Genomic DNA, 23,783 nt, shown 5'->3' with positions numbered 1-23,783 from the left:
ATCATGTTGCGCCGGGCGCGCAAACAGGGCACCGGAACCACCGACCAGCATCTGCTCGACGGCCGCGGCCGCACCGATTGGGTGCACACCGACCCCTGGCGGGTGCTCCGGATTCAGAGCGAATTCGTCGAGGGCTTCGGCGCACTGGCCGAAATACCCAGGGCCGTCGCGGTTTTCGGCTCGGCGCGCACGCCGGTGGACACACCCGAATACGAGGCGGCGCGGGCCATCGGCGCCGCCCTGGCCGAGGCCGGTTTCGCGGTCATCACCGGCGGCGGCCCCGGAGTGATGGAGGCGGCCAACCGCGGCGCCTGTGAGGCGGGCGGATTCTCCGTGGGCCTCGGCATCGAACTGCCGATGGAGCAGGGTCTCAACGAATGGGTCGATCTCGGCATCAACTTCCGCTACTTCTTCGCCCGCAAGACGATGTTCGTCAAGTACTCCCAGGCGTTCATCTGCCTGCCCGGCGGCTTCGGCACGCTGGACGAGCTGTTCGAGGCGCTCACACTGGTCCAGACGCACAAGATCACCCGCTTCCCGGTCATCCTGTTCGGCAGCCGCTATTGGGCGGGGCTGGTCGACTGGCTGCGCGATTCGCCGAGCGGTTCGGGCAAGATCTCGCCCGGTGATCTGGAACTGCTGCACGTGACCGACAGTGTGGAGGAACTGGTCGGCATCGTGCTGCAGGCCGCCGCGCGCCGCGGCGAGGAATCCACCGGGACGGAGGATCAGTGGTGAACGGGCAACCGTTCGCGGTGTGCGTCTACTGTTCGGCCAGCGCCGCGGATCCGGACGCGCTGCGCCTGGCCGCCGAGGTGGGCAGTGAAATCGCCCGGCGCGGTTGGCAACTGGTGTCCGGCGGCGGACATGTCTCGATGATGGGGGCGGTGGCGGTGGCCGCGCGCGCCGGTGGCGCCCGCACCACGGGTGTGATCCCCAAACGCCTGGTGCATCAGGAAGTCGCCGATGTGGACAGTGACGAGCTGATCGTCACCGACACCATGCGCGAACGCAAACAGATCATGGAGGATCGCGCCGACGCCTTCCTGACCCTGCCGGGCGGAATCGGCACGCTGGAGGAATTCTTCGAGGCGTGGACCGGCGGATATCTGGGGCTGCACGGCAAACCCCTGGTGGTGCTCGATCCGCACGGCCACTACCGCGGACTGTTCGCATGGCTGGACGAGCTGAGCGCGGCCGGGTTCATCGGGCGCCCCGCACTGGATCGGATTACCGTGACCGCGGATGTGGCATCCGCATTCCGAGCCCTGACCGCGCCGCGCGTCGACACCGCCTGAGCGCATCGACACCGCCCGACCGGAAATCGTTGGAGGAGAATGTGACCGCCGAGGCCCGAAACACGATCAGTCTCTGGGATCTGGCACGCAGACTGCCCGCCATGGCGGTGGAGACGCCGGGCATGTTGCGCGGCGCCACCGGCATGCTGGTGCGCGCGGACGACAAATCCTCGGTGGGTCTGTACTTCCAGAAGGCGGCGCGGCGGTATCCGAATCGGCCGTTCCTGCGGTTCGAGGGCCGCGAATACACCTACGGCGAGGCCAATACCGAGGTGAACTGCTTCGCCGAGGTGCTGGCACAACGCGGTGTGCGCCGTGGCGACGTGGTGGGCGTGCTGATGACCAATCGCCCCGAGACGCTGTTCGTGGTGCTGGCGACGGTGAAGCTGGGTGCGACGGTCGGGCTGCTCAATCACAATCAGCGCGAACAGGTACTCGCCCACAGCTTCGGCCTGCTGAACAGCACGGTCAACGTGATCGGCGAGGAATGCGAGGAGGCACTGCGCTCACTGCCCGAGCCGCCGCCGAACCTGCTGTACACGCAGGAATTACAGGAGCTGGCCCGCGCGGCCGATCCGGCGGACCCGGCGGTGTGCGCGGACGTCCGCGCCCGGGAGCGCGCCTTCCTGATCTTCACCTCCGGCACGACCGGGCTGCCCAAGGCCAGCGTGATGACCCATCTGCGCTGGACGAAGAGTATGGCCGGCCTGGGCGGCCTGGGCATCCGCCTGCGCGGCGGCGACACCATGTACTGCTGTCTGCCGCTGTATCACAACAACGCGCTGACGGTCGCGCTCGGCGCGGTGCTCGGCTCGCGGGCGACGCTGGCGCTGGGCCGCAAATTCTCGGTGTCGAATTTCTGGAACGAGGTCGTCGCGACCAGATCGACGGCGTTCATCTACATCGGCGAGCTGTGCCGGTACCTGCTCAATCAGCCGGAATCGCCTCGCGAACACGAACATTCGGTGCGGCTGGCGGTCGGCAACGGCCTGCGCCCGGAGCTGTGGGACGAATTCCGGCGGCGCTTCGGCATCGGCCGGGTGGTGGAGTTCTACGGTGCCAGTGAGGGAAATATCGCCTTCATCAACGCCTTCGGCGTGGACCGCACCGCCGGATTCGGACCGTTGCCCTACGCGGTGGTGGAATTCGACGAGGAGACCGGTAAGGCGCGGCGATACCCCGACGGGCGACTGCGCAAGGTCGCCTCCGGAGGTGTGGGCCTGCTGCTTGCGAAGGTCACCGACCGTTCGCCGTTCGACGGCTACACCGACAAATCCGCGACCGAATCGAAGTTGGTGCGCAACGCATTCGACGACGGCGACTGCTGGTTCGACACCGGAGATCTTGTGCGCGACCAGCATTGGCGCCACATCGCCTTCGTCGACCGCCTCGGCGACACCTTCCGCTGGAAGGGCGAGAACGTCGCCACCACCGAAGTCGAGGGCGCCTTCGACGGCGCGCCCGGTGTCACCGAAGCGGTGGTGTACGGCGTGGACGTACCCGGAGCCGACGGTAAGGCGGGGATGGCCGCGATCACCCTCGACGCCGATGCCGCCTTCGACGGCTCCGCGCTGGCCGCCCGGCTCTACGACCGCCTGCCCGGGTACGCGGTGCCGCTGTTCGTCCGCGTCGTGCCCGAACTGGAGACCACCTCGACCTTCAAGAGCCGCAAGGTGGATCTGCGCAAGCAGGGCTTCGCCGCCGACGACTCGACCGCGGTCTATGTGCTGAAGGGCCGCGACCAGGGATATGTGCCGTTCTACCCGAGCTATCCGGACGAGGTGGCGGCCGGTACCGCGCCCCGGGGCTAGGTCGTGTCCGAGGGCGCCCAGGCCCCGCAATTAGACTCACCTCCATGAGCTCTGCGTCACCGCTGTCCACCCTGTGCGGGAAGCCGGTGGCGACGGATCGGGCGCTGGTGATGGCGATCGTCAACCGAACCCCCGATTCCTTCTACGACCGGGGCGCCACCTTCTCCGACGACGCCGCGATGGCCGCGGTGGCCCGCGCCGTCTCCGAAGGGGCGGACCTGGTCGACATCGGCGGGGTGAAGGCCGGTCCGGGGGACGAGGTCGACGCCGCGGAGGAAGTACGGCGGGTGGTGCCGTTCGTGGCGGCCATCCGGGCGCGCTATCCCGACCTGTTGATCAGTGTGGACACCTGGCGCAGCGAGGTCGCGCGGGCGGCCGTGGCCGAAGGCGCGGATCTGATCAACGACACCTGGGCCGGTGCCGATCCGCAGCTCGCGGGCGTGGCCGCCGAACTGGGTGTGGGGATCGTGTGCAGCCACACCGGCGGCGCCCGGCCGCGCACCCGGCCGCATCGGGTCCGGTACGCCGATGTGGTGACCGAGGTCACCGATACGCTCGTCGGCGCCGCCGAGGCGGCGCGCGCGGCGGGGGTCGCCGCGGATGCGATCCTCATCGATCCGACGCACGATTTCGGCAAAAACACCTATCACGGGCTCGAACTGTTGCGGGCCGTGGACATTCTTGTAAATACCGGATGGCCGGTCTTGATGGCGCTGAGCAATAAGGATTTCATCGGAGAGACTCTTGGTGTCGGGCTTTCCGAGCGATTGGAGGGGACATTGGCGGCAACCGCGTGGGCGGCCGCGGCCGGCGCCCGGGTCTTCCGAGTTCACGAGGTCGCCGCCACCCGGCGAGTAGTGGACATGATCGCGGCGATTCAGGGCATCCGGCCCCCCGCACGAACCTTGCGAGGTCTGGTATGACGTTCGATTGGACTGCCACGCATACGTGGGATCGACCACAGTGGGCGATCGACGAATTGGTCGACGCGAAGGACGGGCGCACCGTCTCGGTGGTGCTGCCGGCATTGAACGAGGAACGCACGGTCGCCGATGTGGTGGCCAGTATCCGGCCGCTGCTCGGCACGCTGGTCGACGAATTGGTGGTGCTGGATTCCGGCTCCGTGGACGCGACGGCCGAGCGGGCCCGTGCGGCCGGGGCGCGGGTGGTCACCCGCGAGCAGGCCGTGCCCGAATTGGAGCCGGTTCCCGGTAAGGGCGAGGTGCTGTGGCGCTCACTGGCCGCGACCTCCGGTGATCTGGTGGCCTTCGTCGATTCGGATCTCATCGATCCCGATCCGATGTTCGTGCCGAAACTGCTGGGTCCGCTGCTGACCGTGGACGGTATGCATCTGGTGAAGGCCTACTACCGGCGTCCGCTGCGCCAGGGTGCGGCGGTCGAGCAGCACGGTGGCGGCCGGGTGACCGAACTGGTGGCGCGGCCGCTGCTGGCGGCGCTGCGCCCGGATCTGTCGAAAGTGTTGCAGCCCTTGGGCGGTGAGTACGCGGGGACGCGGGAACTGCTGACCGCGGTGCCGTTCGCCCCGGGCTACGGTGTGGAGATCGGCCTGCTGCTGGACACTTTCGACATGCTCGGCCTCTCGGCGATCGGCCAGGTGAATCTGGGCGTGCGCACGCATCGCAATCGTCCGCTGTCGGATCTGGGTGTGATGAGCCGGCAGATTCTCGGAACCGTGCTGGGACGCAGCGGAATTCGCGACTCCGGAGCGGCATTGACGCAATTCCCGCTCATCGGTGAGGAATTCACCGCGCTGAGCACGGATGTGCACCTGGCGGATCGGCCGCCGATGAACACCCTGCGTCCCACCGAAGTCGCCGCCTGATCAACGTTCGTGGCGGTAGATCGGCGTGAGGAGATCCACCTCGATCGGTTCGCCGGTGTGGCGGTCGTAGCGGACGCCGATCACCGCCGAGAATGCGCGGGTGTCGGCGCGCTCGTGCAGGGTCGCCAGCCGGGTGCCGAGAAGCCGTATCGCGCCGAGTGATCCGGGCGGATGCAGTCCGTCGATGACCAGAATGGTCCCCCGCCCGTCCGGGCGGGGCAGGCGTGCCAGATAGGCGATGTCGAAGGGTTCGGTGCCGCTCGGCCGGTAGATCCGCCGGGCGGCCCGGTCCTCGATCGCGCGGCGCACTCGCCCGGCCTGCGCGAGGGTCCGGCGCAGCCTCGGGTCGGCCGAGACCAGATACCGCAGACTGGGCGACAATTCGGGCCCGCCGAGCACGATCAGACCCTCACGGTCGAGATCCACCGGGCGCCCGGGGAGAAACCGTTCGACCGTGACGGTGAATCCGAGCTGTCGCAACAGTTCCGCCAGCCGATGCGGCGCGGCGGCATCCGGCGCGCCGATCAGCGGCGTCGCGCGGGTGACCGCGCGGAGATCCGGCGTCAGCACGGTGAGTGGTCCGTGCCCGAAGAACAAACCTTCCGGTACCGGGCCCTGGGTGCTGACCTGGTGAATCCGGGCGCGTGAAAGTCCCGCTGCCGCACCGATCCTGGCGAAGGTCCAGCCCTCGGCATGCAGCTCTCTGATCACCGCTCGGCGGATGCGGGTGAGCTCGTTGATGGTCTGCTGGGCCGCCGCGACCCCTTCGGTGGCAGCCTTGAGACGTTCGACCTTGTCTTCGATCGCGAACACCCGTGCCACCTCGTCGGCTGACATGTGCGAAGTCTAGATAGCTCGACACCCGGATGTGTCTAGTCCGGTTGACGAATCCGCCGCAGACGGCGAATCCATCGAGTACACCGGCCATTTGGGCCGGACCGGGCGGTCCGTAAGGGGACTATCAGTGCTTTTCGACTAGGTGGCGTCGAAATCGATCGGCGGTTTCTCGTTGCGGTCGAGCGGTTTCGGCGGTTCGGGCACCGAATAATTGGGCGGGGTCACAGAATTCGGCGTGCCGGTCTGTGAGGTCACGGAATGGGAGGTCACGGAATGGGAGGACGCGGAATTGCCCGACGAGCCGTTACCCGCATTCGCTCCGCCGAACGTGCCGGTGAACAGCGAATCGTCACCGTCGAAAAGGTGCTTGGTGACCATCGACCGCGGCGTCATCCCGCGCAGACCTTCGAGTGGTTTGCGCAGTTCGTTGAGCTCTTCCAGAGGTTTGCGCAGTTCGTCGAGCTCGGGTCCGAGATCGTCGCGCAGCTGGCTGGTGGCGCCGGAGGCGTAGTCGCGGACCTGACGCAGACTCTGCGCGGTCCAGCGAATCGCCCCCGGGAGCCGCTCCGGGCCGAGAATCACCAGCGCGGCGACCACCAGGATCACCATCTCGGGCCAGCCGATATTGAACATAAGACCAGGCTACTGGGGTGCTTGCGGGGCGTTCTTATCGGATTCCAGCGTCACCGGCACATCGACCTGGCGGCCGTCGCGGATCAATTGGAAATTCACCGTCTCCCCGATCTGATGGGACTGGACGGCGACGGTGAGTTCGGCCGGTTCGGTGACCTGCCGATCGCCCACCTTGACGATCACGTCGCCCTCGGCGATACCCGCCTTGGCGGCCGGGCTGTTGCCGACCACATCGGCCACCGCGGCGCCGCTCATGACGTCGTTCTCGACCTGTTTGGTCTTCGCGCTGACCCCGAGCCACGGGTGGTACATCACACCGTCGCGGATCAGGGTCTGCGACACCCGCTGCACCAGATCCACCGGAATCGCGAAGCCGAGGCCGACCGATCCGCCGCTCTCGCTGCGGATGGCGGTGTTGATGCCGATCAACCGGCCCTCGCCGTCGACCAGGGCGCCGCCGGAGTTGCCGTGGTTGATCGCGGCGTCGGTCTGCACGGCGTCGAAGGCGCCCGCGGTGTCGTCGCCGGCCTCCGGGCTCTCCTGGATCGCGCGGTGCAACGCGCTGACGATGCCGGAGGTGACGGTCTTGCTCAGGCCCAGCGGCGAGCCGATGGCCAGTACGTCGTCGCCGACCTGCACATCGCCCGACTTCCCGAGCCGGGCGACGGTGAGGTTCTTGACGTCGACCTTCAGCACCGCGAGGTCGGTCTTCGGGTCGCGGCCGACCAGCTGGGCCGGGGCCCTGGTGCCGTCGGAGAAGGTGGCCTGGATCTTGGCGCGTCCGGATTTGTCCTGCGCCGCCATCGAGATGACGTGATTGTTGGTGACGATGTAGCCGTTGCCGTCGATGACCACGCCGGAACCGAGGGCGCCGTTGTCGCCGACGGTCTCGCGGATCGAGACGACCGAGGGCAGCACCGCGTCGGCCACCTTGGCGACCTGGCTGTGCGGTTTGTCGGTGTTGCTCTCCTGCTGCAGCGCGATCTTGCGCGAGGTCAGCGCTCCGGTGTTCTCGGCGGTGAACCGGCCGACGAGGCCGCCGAGCACGCCGATGATCAATGCGGCCACACCCAGGATCGCCAATGCCTTGGGCGCGACCTTGCCGCCGAACAGCACCTCGCGGGCGCCGAGTTTGACACCCGGCGGCAGCGGCTGCGGAGCCGGGGTGTGAATGGCGGGATCGCCGAGCCGGGCCGCCGCCGCGGGATCGCGCCACGGATCGACCGGTGCGCTCGTATCGGGCGTGTCGGCCCCGGCCTCGGGATCGCGCTGCAAGAGTTCGTCGGAACCCGCGGGCCGTCCGAAGGCCTCGGCCAGCACCGCGTCCGGCGGGCGATTGACCAATTCGGGAGCGTCGTGGCGCGGCGCGGGCGCGGCCTGGGCATGGGGTGCGAAAGATCCGGCCTGCCCCTCCGGGCGGCGGAAAGCGCGGGCGGTGTGTTTATCGATATCCGGGCGGTACACCGGGCGCGGCCCCAGCACGGGCGCGTCCGACGGCCTCAGGTTCCCCCTGGCCGCCGAATCCGATGAAGCGGACGGCGTCGATTCGGTGGTCACGTTCGCAAACTCTACTTGCGCCACCATCCCGTCCACCGCCTGCTCTCGAATCCCATTTCTCGATTCGAGGAGGAGGCGAAACGGAACGAATCCGCCCGCAGGCCGAGGAAACTCGCGCCACGCGACATATCGTCGGTGCTACTACCGGTGAGGTCGGCCAACGGAATTCGGCTCAGCGTGTCCTGCAGGTCCGTCGGCGCGGAAATCTGCATCTGTGCCGCCCGGCGCAACGCGACCCGGGCCTGCTGCTGCGCCTCGACCTCGGCGGCGCATTCGGGGCAGCGGGACAGATGTTCGGCCGCGCGCAGATAGGCGTTCATTCTCAGCTCGCCGTCGACATACGCGACAACGGCCTCATTGGCCAGGTGTTCGGTGGGGGCGAATCGACCCTCGCCGGTCATACGGATGCACACCCTTCCGACGGACTCCAGCTTCGCCGGGCACGGCCGCGGCGCTGCACCGCTGTTTACCCGACTTTCTCCTCAGCGGCGAACCGCTGCTGAGAACCATTATGCGCAAGGTGTTCCCGCAGTGCCTGACGGCCGCGGTGGATACGGCTGCGCACGGTACCCAACTTCACCCCGAGGGTAGCGCCGATCTCCTCGTAGGACAGACCCTCGATATCGCACAGTACGACGGCCGCGCGGAATTCCGGCGCCAGCGCGTCGAGCGCACGCTGCAGATCCGGATCCAGCCGGGCATCGTGATAGACCTGCTCGGGTCCGGGACCTTCGGACGGCACCCGGTCGTAGTCCTCGGGCAACGCCTCCATCCGGATGCGGTTACGCCGGCGAACCATGTCCAGGAACAAATTCGTGGTGATCCGGTGCAGCCAGCCCTCGAACGTGCCGGGCTGGTAGTTCTGCAACGAGCGGAAGACCCGGATGAAGGTCTCCTGGGTGAGGTCTTCGGCGTCCTGCGGGTCACCGGTCAGGCGGTAGGCCAGCCGGTACACCCGGTCGGCGTGCTCGCGGACCAGGTCGTCCCAGGACGGCATCATGGTGCGGTCGCCGGTGGCGTCGAAGGCGGCGGTACCGCTCAGCGCATCGTCGTCCGCGGCATCGCCCGCGACGGCTTCGGTATCGTCGAAGTCGGCGCCGTTCAGGACATCGGCCCCGGCTTCGGTACGGACATCGCTACGAGCGGCACCGGGCAGCTCGTAATCGGCCGAGACGCCGATCGGCAGACTCGACTCGGGCAGGGTGGCGTACTCACGCGCCGCATCGACCTTGTGGATGGGGTGACCTCCTACTCGGGACCGTGGAAGGCGCACGACGACTGGTGGTCGTCGCGTACCGGGTACAACCCCGAACCTGAGTCCGGTGTTCCCGGGCGCCGTCCGGCGGTCGGCCGGCCCTTGCTTGGTCAATACTCTGGCGGTTCCCGATGTGCCGGTGGTATGGGGAGGCTGAGGGACACCTGAGAAAAACACCGGCCGTCGTCGCGCCCCTGGACTGCCACGCCGTTAGCCTCATATTCGTGAGCCACATCCCAGCGGCATCGGCCCTGCAGCGCAACCTCGCCTACGTGGAGGAATCCGTGGTCGAGGACGAGATCCTCATCGCCGCGCGGGAGCGGGCCACCGAACTGGGCGCCGCGCCGGTGCCGCCGTCGGTGGGAGCGCTGCTCAGCATCTACGCCCAGCTGCTCGGCGCGCGGGCGGTGGTCGAGGTCGGCACCGGCGCCGGCATCAGCGGCCTGTGGCTGCTCGACGGCATGCGCGAGGACGGCACGCTGACCACGATCGACTCCGAGCCGGAACATCAGCGCGCGGCCAAGGACGCCTTCCGCGCGGCCGATATCGCCCCGGCGCGCACCCGGCTGATCAACGGCCGCGCTCTGGACGTGCTGCCCCGGCTCGCCGACGGCGCCTACGACCTGGTGTTCATCGATGCGGCCCCGCTCGAACATCCGCAGTACGTCGAGCAGGCCGTACGTTTGCTGCGCGAGGGTGGGGCGGTGCTGATGTACAACGCGCTGCTGGGTGGGCGGGTGCCCGATCCGGCGCAGCGCGACGCCGCGACGCAGGCGGTGCGGGCGGCGACCCGGGCCGTGGCCGAGGATCCCGACCTGACCAGCGTGCTGATCCCGGTCGGCGACGGCCTGCTCTGCGCCTCGCGCGGCTGATCACCGCTCGCGATGTCCCGGCGGCTCGATCCCGCCGGTCCCGGAATTAGCTCGCGGGACGCTGCCTACCTGCGCATTCGATTGCCGAAATTCGCTCGGCGCCGAGTCTTGCGTGCGGATTGAACGAGTGTTTAGTATATTGAACATGTGTTTAAGGGAGCAGCCGTACCGGAAGGATCAGCCTCGGATCTGAGCACGCCCGCCCGGATCCGGGACGCGGCGATCGTCGTCTTCGGAGAAGAGGGATTCGGGGTCGGGGTGCGGGCCATCGCCAAGGCGGCGGGGGTTTCACCCGGACTCGTCAATCACCACTTCGGTTCCAAGGACGGCCTGCGCGAGGCGTGTGACGAGCACGTCCGTGCCGTCATTCGTGCCGCGAAGACGGAATACGTCCAGCAGCCCTCGCCGAATTCGACCCTGAAGGCCCTCACCGAAATCGAGGAGTTCGCGCCCTACACCGCATATCTGATGCGCAGCTTCCAGGCCGGCGGAACGCTGATGACCTCGCTGTTCGATCAGATGCGCGCCGATGTGGAGTCCTATCTCGAGGTCGGTATCGAGGCCGGCACGTTGCGGCGGCCCAGGGACGTATCGGCGACGGCGAATTATCTGGCGGTGCAGAACGGTGGGGGTTTCTTCTTCTACCTGCAGCTCTACGCCGCCCGCCACGAAGGAAAGCTCGACTTTCGAAAAGCGTTGCGCGAGTACGCCGACCAGATGATGCTGCCGGCCATCGAGGTCAACACCCACGGCCTGTTCGCCGATTCCTCGGTGCTCGACTCGCTGCTCGCCGAAATGTGAACCCTTATCTCGCAAGGAGATTCGATGTCATCGGCAATCGAGGTCCGGACACTGCACAAGCACTTCGGATCGGTACGCGCCCTGGACGGCCTCGACCTCGAGGTCGCCGAGGGAGAGGTCCACGGCTTCCTCGGGCCCAACGGGGCCGGCAAGTCGACCACCATCCGCATTCTGCTCGGCATCCTGGCGCGCACCTCCGGGCAGGCGCGGGTGCTCGGGCGCGACCCGTGGACCGACGCGGTCGACCTGCACCGCGATATCGCCTACGTCCCCGGCGATGTCACGTTGTGGCCGTCGCTGTCGGGCGGGGAGACCATCGATCTGCTGGGGCGGATGCGCGGCGGCATCGATACCGAGCGCCGTGCCGAGATGATCGAGCGCTTCGAGCTCGATCCGCGCAAGAAGGCGCGCGCCTACTCCAAGGGCAACCGGCAGAAGGTCGCGCTGGTGTCCGCCTTCTCCTCGAACGCGCGCCTGCTGCTGCTCGACGAACCGACCTCCGGCCTGGATCCGCTGATGGAACAGGTTTTTCGCGAGTGCGCGCGGGAGGCGGCCGAGCGCGGCGCCACCGTGCTGCTGTCGAGCCACATCCTGTCCGAGGTGGAGGCGCTGTGTGATCGGGTCACGATCATCCGCGCCGGCAAGACCGTGGAGAGCGGAACCCTGGCCGAGATGCGCCATCTCAGCCGTACGTCGATCACGGCCGAACTCGTCGGCGACCCGGGCGATATCGGCGCCGTCGCGGGCGTCGAGGACCTCACGATCGAGGACCACACCCTGCACTGCCAGGTCGACAGCGAACATCTCGGCGAACTGATCCGGGTGCTCGGCGACGCCGGCGTGCGCAGCCTGGTCAGTCAGCCGCCGACGCTGGAAGAGCTGTTCCTGCGCCACTATTCGCTCGACGGCGACGCGCCGGACGACGCCCGGCGACCCGCGCACACCTCCGCGCGGAGCGGGCACGCGTTGAGTGAGGCGGCGAAATGACCACCGCGACCCTCGACCGCCCCCATGGCGGATTCGCCGAATCATTCACTCGCGCTTCGAATTTCACCGGCACGGGGCAGCTGCTGCGGCTGTATCTGCGGCGGGACCGGATCGTCTTGCCGCTGTGGGTGCTGCTGCTCTCGGCGCCACTGGGCAGCGTCTACTTCTCCAGCGTGAAGAATCTGTACTCGTCGCCGGCCGATCTGCAGAATTTCGCGCACACCATCCTGTCCAGCCCGGCGCAGCTGGCGTTGTACGGGCCGATCTACAACACCAGTCTCGGTGCGGCCGGAGCGTGGAAACCGGGAGCGTTCTACACCCTGATAGGCATCGCCACCATCCTCACCGTCATCCGGCACACCCGCGCCGAGGAGGAGACCGGACGGGAGGAGCTGCTCGCCTCCACCCGGATGGGCCGCTTCGCCGCCCTGACCGCCACCCTCCTGCTGACCTGTGCCGCCTGCGTGGCGGTCGGAATCGTCGCCACGCTGAGCATCGCCTCGTCGGGAGTGCCGTTCGACGGCTCGCTGGCCTTCGGCGCGGCACTGGCCGCCTCGGGCATCGTCTTCGCGGCGGTGGCCGCGGTCGCCGCGCAGCTCAGCGCGAGCGCGCGCCTGGCCCGCGGCATCGCCCTGGCGGTACTCGCGGTGACCTTCACCCTGCGCGCCATCGGTGACGCGCGGGCCGGAGACGGTCCCACCGACATCCTGACCTGGTTGTCACCGCAGGGCTGGTCACTGCAGGTCCGTCCCTTCGCGGGAGATCGCTGGTGGGTGCTGCTGCTGCACGCGGTGACCACCGTGGTGTTGATCGCGGTCGCCTATACGCTGCTGCGACGGCGCGACCTCGGGGCCGGATTGATCGCCGACCGGCCCGGTCCCGCGGCCGGATCGGCTCTGTTGAGCGGACCGTTCGGACTGGCCTGGCGGTTGCAGCGCGGCACCCTGGTGGCGTGGACGGTCGGGCTCGCGCTCTACGGGCTGATCATCGGCAGCGTGGTCCACGGCATCGGGGACGAGATCGGTTCCAGCCAGACCGTTCGCGACATCATCGCCCGGCTCGGCGGTTCGCAGGGGGTGGAGCAGGCCTTCCTGAACACCGCCTTCTCGATGGTCGGACTGGGCGCGGCCGCCTTCTCGATCTCGGCCGCGCTGCGGATGTACGCGGAGGAGAGCGACGATCGCGCCGAAACCGTCCTCACCGGCGCCGTCGGCCGAATCCGCTGGGCCGCAAGTCATCTGATCTTCGCCTTCGGCGGTCCGGTGGTGGCGCTGTTCGTCTCCGGCGTGATCGGCGGCCTGTCCTACGGGATCGCCGCATCGGATATGGGTGGCAAGTTCCCGCAGGCGCTGGAAGCGGCGATGATCCAGATTCCCGCGGTGTGGGTGTTCACCGCGATCACCGTGCTGCTGTTCGGACTGCTGCCGCGCTGGACGCCGGTGGCGTGGGGTGTGTTCACCGCGGGCGTGGCGATCTATCTGCTCGGTTCGATCTCCGGTATGCCGCAATGGGTTCTGGACCTCAACCCCTACGGTCATCTGCCGAAACTGCCGGCGGAGGATTTCCGCGCGGTGCCGGTGCTCGTGCTGCTGGTGCTCGCGGCGGTGATCACCGCGGTCGGGCTCGCGGGCTGGCGCCGACGCGATCTGCGCTGATCCGCAGGGCATTTCGCCGCCCGGTCGCTCCCGTTCCGGAGTGCCGGGCGGCCTTTCCCGTGGCCGTGATCACGCGGCAGCCGATACCATTGGCACAGTGGGTAATTCGGCGGTACCGGGAGGCGGGGAGTGTACGAGCGCGGAATCCTGATCGAGGTCGCGCCGCGCGGGTGGCTGGTCCTGGCTCTCGTCAGCCTCGGCGCGGCGGTCTTCGTGGCACTGCTGGTGATGTTGCTGGTCAGTGACGACAAGTTCGACGATCCGGCGAGATATCCGAGAGTGCCGCACGGCACCTGTGCGCCGTTCTGCTACACGCCGGAAAGTCCGGGCGTCACCGAACCGGCTCCGCCGCCGCAGTATCCGATGCCGGGCCGCTGACGCGGCTCCGCGTCGTCGAAATCGGCGGGTCAGACCCAGACGCCCTTGCCGACGGTGACCACACCGCCGTTGCTCACCGCGAACCGCTCGCGGTCGCGGTCCAGATCGACGCCGATGATCTCGCCCTCGCCGACCATCACGTTCTTGTCGAGGATCGCGCGCCGCACGACCGCACCGCGGCCGATCCGCACCCCGGGCATCAGCACACTGCCCTCCACCGTCGCCCCGTCCTCGATGAACACGTTCGAGCTCAGCACCGAATTGCGCACCGTCGCCGCGGAGAGGATGCTGCCCGCACCCACGATGCACTCCTGGGCCAGCCCGCCCTGCGCGAATTTCGCCGGGGCCAGATTCTCCGCCGTGCCGCGGATGGGCCAGTGCTTGTTGTAGAGATTGAAGATCGGGTGCACCGAGACCAGGTCCATATGCGCCGCGTAGAAGGCGTCGATGGTGCCGACGTCGCGCCAGTAGCCGCGGTCGCGGTCGGTGGAGCCGGGAACGTCGTTGCGCGCGAAGTCGTAGACGCCCGCCTGCCCCTGGGAGACCAGTGCCGGAATGATGTCGCCACCCATGTCGTGGTCGGAATCGACGTCGTCGGCATCGGCGCGAATCGCGTCGACCAGCACCTTGGTGGTGAAGACGTAATTGCCCATCGAGGCGAAGGTCATATTCGGGTCGTCGGGGGTGCCGGGCGGATGGACCGGCTTCTCCAGGAATTGCGTGATGCGGCCCGATTCGTCGGAATCGATACACCCGAAAGCGCCCGCCTCACTGCGGGGCACCCGGATTCCGGCCACGGTCACCCCCGCGCCGGAATCGATGTGGTGAGCGACCATCTGTTCGGGATCCATGCGATAGACGTGGTCGGCGCCGAACACCACGATGTAGTCGGGGTCCTCGTCGTAGATCAGATTCAGCGATTGCATGATCGCGTCCGCACTGCCGGTGTACCAGCGCGGTCCCAGCCGCTGCTGGGCCGGGACCGGAGTGATGTATTCGCCGCCGAAGCCGGACAGCCGCCAGGTCTGGGAGATGTGCCGGTCCAGGGAATGCGATTTGTACTGGGTCAGCACACAGATGCGCAGGTAACCGGCGTTGACGAGATTGGAGAGGACGAAGTCGATCAGGCGGTAGGCGCCCCCGAACGGGACCGCCGGCTTGGCGCGGTCCTTGGTGAGGGGAAAGAGTCGTTTGCCCTCACCACCGGCTAGCACTACCCCGAGTACGTGCGGCTGGCTCCTCACGGAATTCAACCTACCGTCCCAGGCCACGGCGTGTCCGATGCCGGTTCACTCCGGCGTGGCCGGGCAGGTGTGGTGAGGCGAGGGCGCACCGATTAGGTTGGACCGGTGAGTTTCGCGGATGGCGACCGCGAGCCGATATCGCTTGCCGACCCCGACCGGCTCCGGGTCGCGATGTTGACCCGCGAATATCCCCCCGAGGTGTACGGCGGGGCAGGCGTGCACGTGACCGAACTGGTCCCGCAATTGCGCCGACTGTGCGAGGTGACGGTGCACTGTATGGGCGCCGAACGCGCCGACGCGGTGGTGCACCAGCCCGATCCGATGCTGTACGCGGCCAATTCCGCCCTGCAGATGATGTCGGCGCAGCTGCGCATGGCCGATGCCGTCGGCGCCGTCGACGTGGTCCACTCCCACACTTGGTACACCGGGCTGGGCGGGCATCTGGCCGCGAGTCTCTACGGCATCCCGCACGTGCTCACCGCGCATTCGCTGGAACCGCGCCGGCCGTGGAAGGCCGAACAGCTGGGCGGCGGCTACCGGTTGTCGTCGTGGTCGGAACGGACCGCGATGGAGAATGCCGACGCCGTGATCGCGGTCAGCGAGGGTATGCGCCGCGACGTCCTGGACGCCTACCCGACCGTCGACCCCGCGCGAGTACACGTCGTGCACAACGGGATCGACACCCGGGCCTGGTTCCCGGGCGGTCCGGTGCCCGAGGCCCGCGATGTGCTCGCCGAATTGGGGGTCCGCGACGATGCGCCGATCGCGGCCTTCGTCGGCCGCATCACCCGGCAGAAGGGAGTCGCCCATCTGCTGGCCGCGGCCCGCGATATCGACCCCGGGATTCAGCTGGTGCTGTGCGCGGGCGCCCCGGATACCCCGCAGTTGGAGGCCGAGGCGGCCGCGGCGGTGCGCGAACTCGCCGCGACGCGTGGCGGCGTGTTCTGGGTCCGGGATATGCTGCCGACCGAGCAGGTTCGCCAGATCCTTTCCGCCGCAAGCGTTTTCATCTGTCCCTCGGTGTACGAGCCGCTCGGGATCGTGAATCTGGAGGCGATGGCCTGCGGTACCGCGGTGGTCGCCTCGGATGTCGGCGGAATTCCGGAGGTCGTCGCCGACGGGCAGACCGGGCGGCTGGCCCATTACGACCCGCAGGCGCCCCGCGACTTCGAACGAGACCTCGCCGACCTGGTCAACGAGCTCGCCGGTGACGCCGAGACCGCGGCGCGATTCGGCGCGGCCGGGCGGGCGCGCGCGACGGCCGAATTCAGTTGGGCGAAGGTCGCGGCCCGCACCACCGGTCTCTACGACCGCATCCGTAAGGGCTGACGGCCGGGCAGGCAACGGTCCGCGGGCCGCAGCGCCCACGAGGTGACGGTCAGCAGGGTCATGGCGCTCAGCACCGCCACTTCCGCGCGCGCACAGCCGGTGATCAGATGCGACGCGATGGCCCCCGTGTAGACGAAGAACGTTCCGGCATAAGCCCATTCCTTGCACAGCGGGAGCCGGGGAGCGGCCAGCACGATCGCGGCCGGGATCTTCCACGCGCCGAGCAACACCAGGAAATAGCGTGGATATCCGAGATGGGTGACCACATCGGTCACGAACGGGATGCGGGCGAGATCCCAGACGCCACCCACGCCGGCCTCGGCGACGATGGCGGCGGTGGCGACCCGGTAGGCGACGGTGCGGTAGCGGCCAGCGGCAAGAGCGAGCACGGGTGGGTGGTCGCGGCGGAAGAGACGTCCGGTGGTGCCGGCGGACATCGTGGTACCGGCCGGCGCGGAGCGGGAAAGACTGCGCATGGCTGCCTCCTGGCTGATTATGGTGAGTGGTCGCACTGATACGGCCGCACACCGATACGGCCGCACACTGATACGGCGTAGCGCGTGGCGAGGATGTGACCGGCGTGAGCGAGCGCGAACAGGCCCTGCAACGGCTGCACGAACAGCGGCCGCGATTTCGGGCGCTCGCGCATCACATCCTCGGCTCGGCGACCGATGCCGAGGACGCCGTGCAGGAGACCTGGCTGCGCGTGCATCGCAGCCCGCCCCGCGCGGTAAGCGATCTCGACGCCTGGCTGAGCACGGCCGTGGCGCACACCTGCCTGGATCTGTTGCGCGCTCGACGGTCCCGGCCGGAACATCCGAGCGGTGCCCGGCTGCCGGACCCGCTGTTCGTCGCCGCCGACGGTCCGGCGCCGGAAGAGCAAGCGCTGCTGGCGGATTCGGTGGGGCTGGCGATACAGATGGTGCTGTCCCAGCTGGATCCTGCCGAACGTATCGCCTTCGTCCTGCACGACAGCTTCGCGGTGCCGTTCGATCACATCGCCACACTGTTGGACCGGACCACCGCCGCCACACGCCAATTGGCCAGTCGCGCGCGGCGCCGGCTGCGGACCGCGCCGATGCCCGACGGTGACCTCGGTGACCAGCGCGCGGTGGTGGACGCATTCTTCGCGGCCGCCCGTCGTGGCGACTTCGAGGCTCTGGTGGCGCAGCTCGCTCCGGAGATCGTGCTGCGCGCCGACGCCGGTGCGGGAGGCGGCTGGGAGATCCACGGCCCGCACGAGACCGCCACCCGCGCGCTGCTGTTCGCCCGGCCGTCCTCGGATGTGCGACCAGTGCTGGTGAACGGCGCCGCCGGTGCGGTGATCAGGTTCGACGGGCAGCCCGGAGTGCTGCTCGCCTTCACGGTGACCGGTGGTCGCATCGCGGAGATCTATGTCTACGCCGACCGGGAGCGGGTGGCGGCCTTCTTCCGCTGAGGGCAGGGCGGATCGCCGATGCGCCGCTGTTTCCAGAAGTCGGCTCGTCCGGCGTTCACACTGGGCGCTGACCACCGCGGCGAGCGGGCGGGCGGCGAGCGGCGACCATCGTGCCGAGCGGCTGGGCAGGCGCTGACCGTCGCGGCGAGCGGGGGTCGATCACGCTGTCGGCCGGCCGGTCGGACATCCGGTGGATCTCCTCGGCGAGAACGATCAGCGCTGGTAGACCGTGACCGTGACCGAGGCGGTGACCGGCATCGTCTCCGGGAGGGCGGCGATCAGGTCGCTGCGGGATTCGGCGGCGTGGTGCGCGGACGGGCCCATACCGACCACATTCGCGATCGACGCGTGGTCCAGGGTCATGTCGTACTCCACCGTGACGCTTCCGGTGCAACGGAAATCGGCGGACAGGGCGTCGGTCAGGCGCGCGTCCTTGTCCGTCTGCACACCCACCATGCCGAGCGGGGCGATGAGTTCGCCCAGGTGGCGTGGGGTGGGAGTGACCACGACGAAGGTGCCGCCGGGGCGCAGCACCCGCGCGACCTCGGCCGGGTTGCGCGGCGCGAACACACACAGCACCCGGTCGAGCGCACTGTCCCGGATCGGCAGCCCTCGCCAGACGTCGGCGAGTATCGAGGCCGCCCGTGGGTGAGCGCGAGCGGCCCGCCGCGCTGCCGGTTTCGAGACGTCGAGTGCGATGCCGTGCGCGGCCGGAGCCGCCTCCAGACCGGCTGCCAGGTAGTAGCCGGTGCCGGCGCCGATTTCGAGAATCGTGCCGGTCGGTGCGCCGTCGGCCACGGCCTCGGCTGTCGCGTGTGCGATCGGGGCGAAATGGCCCGCGCTCTGGAACCGGGCCCGGGCGTCCAGCATGTCCGCGGTATCGCCGGTCATCTTGGTCGCGGCCCCGGTCAGCAGGCTGACGTACCCCTGTTTGGCGAGATCGAAGCTGTGGCCGGACTCGCACACCAGGCGCCGATCCCGGAGCGCGACACCCGCCCGGCATTCGGGGCAGGCCACCGCGGGTGCGATCGCGGCGAGGGGTTCGGCGTGGACTGTGGACGTCCGCGGCGTGGGGCCGGGGGTTGCTTCGCGCATCTGCTGGTCCGGACCGTTCATGTGATCCGTCGGGCGGATACGGTCGCCCGGTCGAGGTAGTCGCCGCGACGGGCGCAGATCCGGCCGGTGACCCAGCCGGATCTGCGCGCGCGGGTTCGCTCCGGCAATTTCATCACCGGTGTATTTCGTTGGGTCGAGCGGCTAGCTGGTTACCGCGGTGAGCTCTTTACCGAGAGCTGCCGCTTCCTCCGGCGTGAGCTCGACGACCAAACGCCCGCCACCCTCGAGTGGAACCCGCATGACGATTCCACGCCCTTCCTTGGTTGCCTCGAGGGGACCGTCCCCGGTGCGGGGCTTCATGGCCGCCATCCTCTGCTCCCTCCAGATCCGCGCGGTCTGCTGCGCACTTCTCGGAACTAATGTGTTGTCACCAACAGGCAGCCGCCGGACGCGACAGGCATGTCCGGTGGGCTGCACCACGCCTATTCTTCCTTATCAGCGAACCGGCCGGGTACCTGAGTTCGAAAACCGACCGGCGTGGCGCGCGATCAATGCCGCAGATCGACCCAGCAATCGGCCAGATGGTCATCGACCATTCCGGTTGCCTGCATCAATGCGTAGGCCGTGGTGGGGCCCACGAACCGGAACCCTCGCTTCTTGAGTTCTCTTGCGAGAGCTACGGATTCGGGTGTGACGGCGGGCACGTCGGACAGCGCGCGCGGACGCGGGCGAGCCGGCGGCGCGAAGGACCAGAGCAGCTCGTCCAGCCCCGGGCTCAGCTCCCGCGCAACCCGGGCATTGGCGACACACGCGAGGATTTTGGCGCGATTGCGCACGATGCCTGGATCGGCCAGCAGCCGTTCCACGTCGTCGTCCCCGAATTCGGCCACCCGGTCGATGGCGAATCCGGCGAACGCCGTCCGGAACGCCGGTCGCTTGCGCAGGATCGTGATCCACGACAGCCCGGACTGGAATGCCTCGAGGCACATCCGCTCGAACAGCGCATCGTCCCCATGCAGCGGCCGACCCCACTCGGAGTCGTGATAATCCCGATAGAGCTGCGACGACTGCGACCAGCCGCAGCGCACCTTCCCGTCGTCCACCATCGCCTCGACGCTCATCGGAGTCCTCCGGCGGATGAGGGTGGATCGCCCGGTAACGGCGGTGGCGCCCAGCCGGTCGCGGGAGTCTCCGTCGCCGGGGCGAATCCGGTCGTCGAGTCCGGCCCGGAGGGAGCGATGTAACCGGTGGTTCCGGTCCCTCCCGGTCCGGTGGGGGTCTCCGACTCGGGGCGGACGGTCGTCGACCGGTCGGTCGGCGCCACACCGTCGTGCCCGGCGGAAGCCTGCTGGGTGGTGCCCTGCTCGGCGGAGCCCGGTGCCGGTGCCTGTGCGGTGGCGTCGGTCGGCGAAGCGACCCCGACCGTGCCGTGGGCCTGCCCGATGCTGCCCGGCACCCCGACGGTGGACCCGGTGGGCGTGGCGGTGTGGGGGCCCGCGACGGTCGGGGCGGTACCGGTAGCCGGTGCGTATCCGTTCACGGGGAAGCCGGTTGCGGGGACGGCGGTGCCGGTGGGCATTCCTGGCCCGGCGGGTACGCCGCCGAAACCGGCGCCGGGCGCGTAGCCCGCGCCGAGGGTGGAGCCCGCGGCCGGGGTGAAGCCGGTGCTGGGGGTAGGTCCCGCCCCGGGAGTGAAGCCGGTGCCGGGGGTAAAGCCCGCCCCGGGGGTAGGTCCCGCTCCAGGGGTGAAGCCGGTGCCGGGGGTAGAGCCCGCGCCGGGGGTGATGCTGGTGCCGGGGGTGATGCCGGTGCCGGGGGTAAAGCCCGCGCCGGGGGGCATGCCGGTGCCGAGGGTGGTGCCGGTGCCGGGGGTGGTGGCGATGCCGGGAGTAAAGCCGGTGGCGGAGCTATCGACCGGACCGGCAGGAGTCTGACCGGTCACACCGCCGGCAGCCTGGGTACCCGCAGCAGCGGAAGCCGGTCCGCCCAGGCCGTCGGGAGTCGTGCCGCCGGGGCCGGCGAAGGTGGCCCCGCCGAAGAAGGTTCCGGTGCTGAAGTTGGTGGTCGTGCCGTTGGCGGCGGCTGGGGGAGTATCCGTGGGAGGCCGTGTGCTTCCCGTATTCGGTTGCGCCGGTGAGGTTTCCGGCGCCCCGTCGGCGGACCGAGTGGCGACACGGCTGCGCTCGAGCTGAAGTTCCAGCTCGTCGATCCGTGCGGCCAATCGGCTCAGCGCCCAGTCGACCTCGCCCGCCTTGTACCCCCGGAAGACCTGCTGGAATCGCAAGGCGCGCACATCCGATCCGCGGATCCCCGCGGCGGGCAGCACCGTCACCGTCGTGCCCTCCGGCAGCGGACCCAATTCCTCCCCGCGCCCGAACACCGCACTGGCCACCAGGAACAGCAACGCGGCCACCAAGCCGACGATGAGCACGTACAACAGCAGCGTGAGCATAGGTCGAGCTTAGGTGGCGACCCCGACAGCGAGCCCGGCAGCTGTGGCGAGCCGGCGTGATCAACTTCGAGGACCGGACCGCTGGGCGGGCTGTGGGGTGAGGACACGGCCCGGCCGATGGCGGTGATCATGGCCGGTTCGGTGGCTCTGGCCGGACCGGCGTACACCGTCCTCACCCGTGCGGGTTCAGCGCGGGTTGCGGCGTCGGTGGTGTCGGGAACCCGCTGAGCGAGTAACTGTGGGGGCTCGCCTACAGGTGACGGGTGGTGTCGATGCCCAGCGACATGCCCGCCAGCCCGCGGCGGCGCACCGCCAACTTGTCGGCGATGCCCCGAAGCGCTTGTGCCGCAGGGTTTTCCGGATCGCTCAGGACGATCGGGGTGCCTTCGTCGCCGGCCTCGCGTAATTCCTGGGTGATCGGGATCTGACCGAGTAGCGGTACCTCGGCTCCGACCGCGCGGGTGAGCCGGTCGGCGACGTCCTGACCGCCGCCGGAACCATAGAGCTCCATGCGGGAACCGTCGGGCAGATCCAGCCACGACATGTTCTCCACGACACCGGCGATGCGCTGACGGGTCTGCAGAGCTATGGCCCCGGCCCGTTCGGCGACCTCGGCGGCCGCCGGCTGCGGCGTGGTCACGACCAGGATCTCGGCATTCGGAATGAGCTGGGCGATGGAGATCGCGACGTCACCGGTGCCGGGCGGCAGGTCCAGCAGCAGCACGTCCAGATCGCCCCAGAACACGTCGGCCAGGAACTGCTGCAGCGCGCGGTGCAGCATCGGGCCGCGCCACACCACCGGGGTGTTGCCCTGGGTGAACATGGCGATCGAGATGACCTTCACATCGTGCGCGACCGGCGGCATGATCATCCGTTCCACCTGGGTGGGCCGCTGATCGGTGCCGAGCATGCGCGGTACGGAATGGCCGTAGATGTCGGCGTCCAGTACGCCGACCGACAGGCCGCGTTCGGCGAGCGCGGCCGCGAGATTGACGGTGACGCTCGACTTGCCGACGCCGCCCTTGCCGGAGGCGACCGCGTACACGCGGGTCAGCGACCCCGGCTGGGCGAACGGGATCACCGGGTCGGCGGAGTCGCCGCGCAGCTGCTTGCGCAGTTCGGTGCGCTGCTCATCGCTCATCACGTCGAGGTCGACGGTCACGGCACCGACGCCGGCCACATCGGCCACCGCCTTGGTGACCATCTCGGTGAGCTTGGTGCGCAGCGGGCAGGCCGCGGTCGTCAGATAGATCTCGACGTGGACACTGCTGTCGTCGCGGACCGAGACGCTCTTGACCATGCCGAGTTCGGTGATCGGCTTGCGGATCTCCGGGTCGTCCACCTTCGCGAGCGCGCCCCGCACATCCGTTTCCGTAACCACTGGCATATCGGTGAGTCTAGCGACCGTCGCGGCGGGGCCGTTCGGGGCAGCCTGGGCCCGCTACCGCCCCGCTCAGATTCGTGGCAGCTGGCTGGGCTTGGGCGCCACACCCGTCCGGTACGCGACCTCCCACGCCATCACATTGGCGACGTAGGCCATCGAGTTGTTGTAGCGCATGATCGCCTTGGACTGCTGCGACAGATCCGACATGTTCAATCCGCCCGAGCAGAGGTAGTTGCCGGCGGTCAGGGCCGCGTCGAACAGGTTCTGCGGATCGGCGATGCCGTCGCCGTCGCCGTCCCCGGCGTATTTGCGCCACGTCTCGGGCAGGAACTGCATCGGGCCGACCGCGCGGGTGAAGCCCTGCATACCGCCGTCGAGATCGTCACCGGTCGCGTGCACGACGTTGTTACCGGCGAGACTGCCGTCGAGGACGGGCCCGTAGATCGGGTCGAGCGCGACGCCCTTGGAATCGGCCTTGCCGTAGGCGTGATGCGATTCGACCTGTCCGATACCGGCCAGCACCGACCACGGCATATGGCAGTCCGGCTGCTCCTGGGCCAGAACGCGTTCCGCGTTCTGGTAGGCCGCGTAGGCGATGCCCGGCAGGCCGTTGGGTCCCGGCGGCAGATCGGCGGCGACCCGGCCTTCCGGCTGCGCAACGGTTTTCACGATCGGCGGGCCGGGATGCTTTGCGGCGCGCATCATTTCGTCCGGCGCGGCCTGCTGGTCCACAGCCTGCTGAGCATCCGGAGTGTGTTGCGGCAGAGCCACAGCGGTGAATTCGCCGGTGTTGACCTCGGCGGCGGAGGCGCCGACGGCTACGAGTCCCGCGGGGACGAGGCCGGTCAGAGCGATAACGGATCCGCGCCGGACAGGGGTGGCCGGCTGCTTACGGTGACGTCCCACGATGTGGTGACCCTCCAATGCTCGCTGTGAGCTTTTCGTGACACAAC

The 23,783-nt window shown here is 68.8% G+C and carries 24 protein-coding genes and 1 pseudogene; 12 read left to right on the top strand and 13 right to left on the bottom strand.

Annotation, left to right across the window (positions count from 1 at the left end; genetic code table 11):
- Positions 1-3: 3 nt before the first annotated feature.
- The 5 genes from NMI01S_RS08185 to NMI01S_RS08170 are packed head-to-tail and all read left to right on the top strand — an operon-like array spanning position 4 to position 4,952.
- On the top strand, positions 4-738 hold the full coding sequence (locus tag NMI01S_RS08185; protein ID WP_218020948.1) for an LOG family protein: 735 nt from the start codon (positions 4-6) through the stop codon (positions 736-738).
- On the top strand, positions 732-1,298 hold the full coding sequence (locus tag NMI01S_RS08180; RefSeq protein ID WP_062995349.1) for an LOG family protein: 567 nt from the start codon (positions 732-734) through the stop codon (positions 1,296-1,298). The genes NMI01S_RS08185 and NMI01S_RS08180 overlap by 7 nt, the downstream gene beginning before the upstream one ends.
- A 41-nt stretch (positions 1,299-1,339) precedes the next feature.
- Entirely contained in the window at positions 1,340-3,109 is a 1,770-nt protein-coding gene (locus NMI01S_RS08175; RefSeq protein ID WP_084512716.1) for a long-chain-acyl-CoA synthetase, read from the top strand.
- A gap of 44 nt (positions 3,110-3,153) precedes the next feature.
- Complete coding sequence (gene folP, locus NMI01S_RS33980; protein WP_084512713.1) at positions 3,154-4,032, top strand: dihydropteroate synthase; 879 nt, start codon at positions 3,154-3,156, stop codon at positions 4,030-4,032.
- Positions 4,029-4,952, top strand: a complete 924-nt coding sequence (locus tag NMI01S_RS08170; RefSeq protein WP_157126086.1) for a glucosyl-3-phosphoglycerate synthase — start codon at positions 4,029-4,031, stop codon at positions 4,950-4,952. Before folP ends, NMI01S_RS08170 begins: the two co-directional genes overlap by 4 nt.
- On the opposite strand, the gene NMI01S_RS08165 is transcribed toward NMI01S_RS08170, so the two are convergent.
- The 5 genes from NMI01S_RS08165 to sigE all read right to left on the bottom strand — a co-directional run bounded on the left by NMI01S_RS08165 (position 4,953) and on the right by sigE (position 9,084).
- On the bottom strand, positions 4,953-5,789 hold the full coding sequence (locus NMI01S_RS08165) for a hypothetical protein (RefSeq protein WP_062995347.1): 837 nt from the start codon (positions 5,787-5,789) through the stop codon (positions 4,953-4,955).
- Between the two features lie 138 nt (positions 5,790-5,927).
- Positions 5,928-6,422 carry a Sec-independent protein translocase protein TatB gene (gene tatB, locus NMI01S_RS08160; protein ID WP_062995346.1) on the bottom strand — a complete coding sequence of 165 codons (495 nt, stop codon included), beginning with the start codon at positions 6,420-6,422 and terminating at the stop codon, positions 5,928-5,930.
- Between the two features lie 9 nt (positions 6,423-6,431).
- A complete protein-coding gene (locus NMI01S_RS08155) occupies positions 6,432-8,006 on the bottom strand; it encodes a S1C family serine protease (RefSeq protein ID WP_062995345.1) in 1,575 nt (524 codons plus the stop codon).
- Positions 7,991-8,380, bottom strand: a complete 390-nt coding sequence (locus NMI01S_RS08150; protein ID WP_036504793.1) for an anti-sigma factor — start codon at positions 8,378-8,380, stop codon at positions 7,991-7,993. The genes NMI01S_RS08155 and NMI01S_RS08150 overlap by 16 nt, the downstream gene beginning before the upstream one ends.
- 65 nt (positions 8,381-8,445) lie before the next feature.
- Complete coding sequence (sigE, locus tag NMI01S_RS08145) at positions 8,446-9,084, bottom strand: RNA polymerase sigma factor SigE (protein WP_439956248.1); 639 nt, start codon at positions 9,082-9,084, stop codon at positions 8,446-8,448.
- Positions 9,085-9,467: 383 nt separating this feature from the next.
- On the opposite strand from sigE, the gene NMI01S_RS08140 reads away from it, so the two are divergent.
- The 5 genes from NMI01S_RS08140 (at position 9,468) to NMI01S_RS08120 (ending at position 13,927) form a co-directional block, all read left to right on the top strand.
- Complete coding sequence (locus tag NMI01S_RS08140; RefSeq protein ID WP_157126107.1) at positions 9,468-10,106, top strand: O-methyltransferase; 639 nt, start codon at positions 9,468-9,470, stop codon at positions 10,104-10,106.
- A 147-nt stretch (positions 10,107-10,253) separates the two neighbouring features.
- The gene (locus NMI01S_RS08135) at positions 10,254-10,907 is read left to right on the top strand and encodes a TetR/AcrR family transcriptional regulator (RefSeq protein WP_062995344.1); all 654 of its coding nucleotides are present in this window, start codon (positions 10,254-10,256) and stop codon (positions 10,905-10,907) included.
- 24 nt (positions 10,908-10,931) lie between these two features.
- Positions 10,932-11,894 carry an ABC transporter ATP-binding protein gene (locus NMI01S_RS08130; protein ID WP_062995343.1) on the top strand — a complete coding sequence of 321 codons (963 nt, stop codon included), beginning with the start codon at positions 10,932-10,934 and terminating at the stop codon, positions 11,892-11,894.
- Positions 11,891-13,549, top strand: coding sequence for an ABC transporter permease (locus tag NMI01S_RS08125; protein WP_084512710.1), 1,659 nt, complete (start codon positions 11,891-11,893; stop codon positions 13,547-13,549). The genes NMI01S_RS08130 and NMI01S_RS08125 overlap by 4 nt, the downstream gene beginning before the upstream one ends.
- 129 nt (positions 13,550-13,678) lie before the next feature.
- The gene (locus tag NMI01S_RS08120; protein WP_036504790.1) at positions 13,679-13,927 is read left to right on the top strand and encodes a hypothetical protein; all 249 of its coding nucleotides are present in this window, start codon (positions 13,679-13,681) and stop codon (positions 13,925-13,927) included.
- Between the two features lie 29 nt (positions 13,928-13,956).
- Here the strand turns inward: NMI01S_RS08120 and glgC are convergent, their stop codons facing one another.
- On the bottom strand, positions 13,957-15,171 hold the full coding sequence (gene glgC / locus NMI01S_RS08115; RefSeq protein ID WP_062995342.1) for a glucose-1-phosphate adenylyltransferase: 1,215 nt from the start codon (positions 15,169-15,171) through the stop codon (positions 13,957-13,959).
- A gap of 171 nt (positions 15,172-15,342) precedes the next feature.
- Here glgC and glgA point away from each other — a divergent pair, with 171 nt between their 5' ends.
- A complete protein-coding gene (glgA, locus tag NMI01S_RS08110) occupies positions 15,343-16,500 on the top strand; it encodes a glycogen synthase (protein WP_062995628.1) in 1,158 nt (385 codons plus the stop codon).
- On the opposite strand, the gene NMI01S_RS08105 is transcribed toward glgA, so the two are convergent.
- Positions 16,476-16,976 carry a DoxX family protein gene (locus NMI01S_RS08105; RefSeq protein WP_245716765.1) on the bottom strand — a complete coding sequence of 167 codons (501 nt, stop codon included), beginning with the start codon at positions 16,974-16,976 and terminating at the stop codon, positions 16,476-16,478. The genes glgA and NMI01S_RS08105 overlap by 25 nt on opposite strands.
- Positions 16,977-17,080: 104 nt before the next feature.
- Here NMI01S_RS08105 and NMI01S_RS08100 point away from each other — a divergent pair, with 104 nt between their 5' ends.
- The gene (locus NMI01S_RS08100) at positions 17,081-17,938 is read left to right on the top strand and encodes a sigma-70 family RNA polymerase sigma factor (protein WP_062995626.1); all 858 of its coding nucleotides are present in this window, start codon (positions 17,081-17,083) and stop codon (positions 17,936-17,938) included.
- Positions 17,939-18,151: 213 nt separating this feature from the next.
- Here NMI01S_RS08100 and NMI01S_RS08095 read toward each other — a convergent pair whose 3' ends face one another.
- From NMI01S_RS08095 to NMI01S_RS08075, 6 genes and pseudogenes are all read right to left on the bottom strand, one after another.
- A complete protein-coding gene (locus NMI01S_RS08095; protein WP_062995624.1) occupies positions 18,152-19,033 on the bottom strand; it encodes a putative RNA methyltransferase in 882 nt (293 codons plus the stop codon).
- Between the two features lie 162 nt (positions 19,034-19,195).
- Positions 19,196-19,363 (bottom strand): DUF3117 domain-containing protein, encoded by a 168-nt coding sequence (locus tag NMI01S_RS33975; protein WP_064902036.1) that lies wholly within the window; start codon positions 19,361-19,363, stop codon positions 19,196-19,198.
- A 179-nt stretch (positions 19,364-19,542) separates the two neighbouring features.
- Positions 19,543-20,115: a DNA-3-methyladenine glycosylase I gene (locus NMI01S_RS08090; protein ID WP_157126085.1), complete on the bottom strand. Its 573-nt coding sequence runs from the start codon at positions 20,113-20,115 to the stop codon at positions 19,543-19,545.
- A gap of 989 nt (positions 20,116-21,104) precedes the next feature.
- Positions 21,105-21,446: pseudogene (locus tag NMI01S_RS08085) on the bottom strand (DivIVA domain-containing protein); the annotation flags it as partial.
- A 250-nt stretch (positions 21,447-21,696) separates the two neighbouring features.
- Positions 21,697-22,833 (bottom strand): Mrp/NBP35 family ATP-binding protein, encoded by a 1,137-nt coding sequence (locus tag NMI01S_RS08080; RefSeq protein ID WP_062995341.1) that lies wholly within the window; start codon positions 22,831-22,833, stop codon positions 21,697-21,699.
- 66 nt (positions 22,834-22,899) lie between these two features.
- Complete coding sequence (locus NMI01S_RS08075; RefSeq protein ID WP_062995340.1) at positions 22,900-23,736, bottom strand: lytic transglycosylase domain-containing protein; 837 nt, start codon at positions 23,734-23,736, stop codon at positions 22,900-22,902.
- Between the last annotated feature and the right edge of the window lie 47 nt (positions 23,737-23,783).

Origin of the sequence: Nocardia mikamii NBRC 108933, assembly GCF_001613505.1 — a bacterium.
GTDB lineage: Bacteria > Actinomycetota > Actinomycetes > Mycobacteriales > Mycobacteriaceae > Nocardia > Nocardia mikamii.
Note: the sequence above shows the minus strand (reverse complement) of the source record. Positions and strands in the feature narration are given on the sequence as shown.

Bases quoted from the DNA above. Each gene is read 5' to 3' on its own strand.
- NMI01S_RS08185 (WP_218020948.1), top strand. From the start codon at position 4: ATGTTGCGCCGGGCGCGCAAACAGGGCACCGGAACCACCGACCAGCAT.
- folP (WP_084512713.1), top strand. From the start codon at position 3,154: ATGAGCTCTGCGTCACCGCTGTCCACCCTGTGCGGGAAGCCGGTGGCG.
- NMI01S_RS08170 (WP_157126086.1), top strand. From the start codon at position 4,029: ATGACGTTCGATTGGACTGCCACGCATACGTGGGATCGACCACAGTGG.
- NMI01S_RS08165 (WP_062995347.1), bottom strand. From the start codon at position 5,789: ATGTCAGCCGACGAGGTGGCACGGGTGTTCGCGATCGAAGACAAGGTC.
- tatB (WP_062995346.1), bottom strand. From the start codon at position 6,422: ATGTTCAATATCGGCTGGCCCGAGATGGTGATCCTGGTGGTCGCCGCG.
- NMI01S_RS08155 (WP_062995345.1), bottom strand. From the start codon at position 8,006: ATGGTGGCGCAAGTAGAGTTTGCGAACGTGACCACCGAATCGACGCCG.
- NMI01S_RS08150 (WP_036504793.1), bottom strand. From the start codon at position 8,380: ATGACCGGCGAGGGTCGATTCGCCCCCACCGAACACCTGGCCAATGAG.
- NMI01S_RS08130 (WP_062995343.1), top strand. From the start codon at position 10,932: ATGTCATCGGCAATCGAGGTCCGGACACTGCACAAGCACTTCGGATCG.
- NMI01S_RS08125 (WP_084512710.1), top strand. From the start codon at position 11,891: ATGACCACCGCGACCCTCGACCGCCCCCATGGCGGATTCGCCGAATCA.
- glgA (WP_062995628.1), top strand. From the start codon at position 15,343: ATGTTGACCCGCGAATATCCCCCCGAGGTGTACGGCGGGGCAGGCGTG.
- NMI01S_RS08105 (WP_245716765.1), bottom strand. From the start codon at position 16,976: ATGCGCAGTCTTTCCCGCTCCGCGCCGGCCGGTACCACGATGTCCGCC.
- NMI01S_RS08095 (WP_062995624.1), bottom strand. From the start codon at position 19,033: ATGCGCGAAGCAACCCCCGGCCCCACGCCGCGGACGTCCACAGTCCAC.
- NMI01S_RS33975 (WP_064902036.1), bottom strand. From the start codon at position 19,363: ATGGCGGCCATGAAGCCCCGCACCGGGGACGGTCCCCTCGAGGCAACC.
- NMI01S_RS08090 (WP_157126085.1), bottom strand. From the start codon at position 20,115: ATGAGCGTCGAGGCGATGGTGGACGACGGGAAGGTGCGCTGCGGCTGG.
- NMI01S_RS08080 (WP_062995341.1), bottom strand. From the start codon at position 22,833: ATGCCAGTGGTTACGGAAACGGATGTGCGGGGCGCGCTCGCGAAGGTG.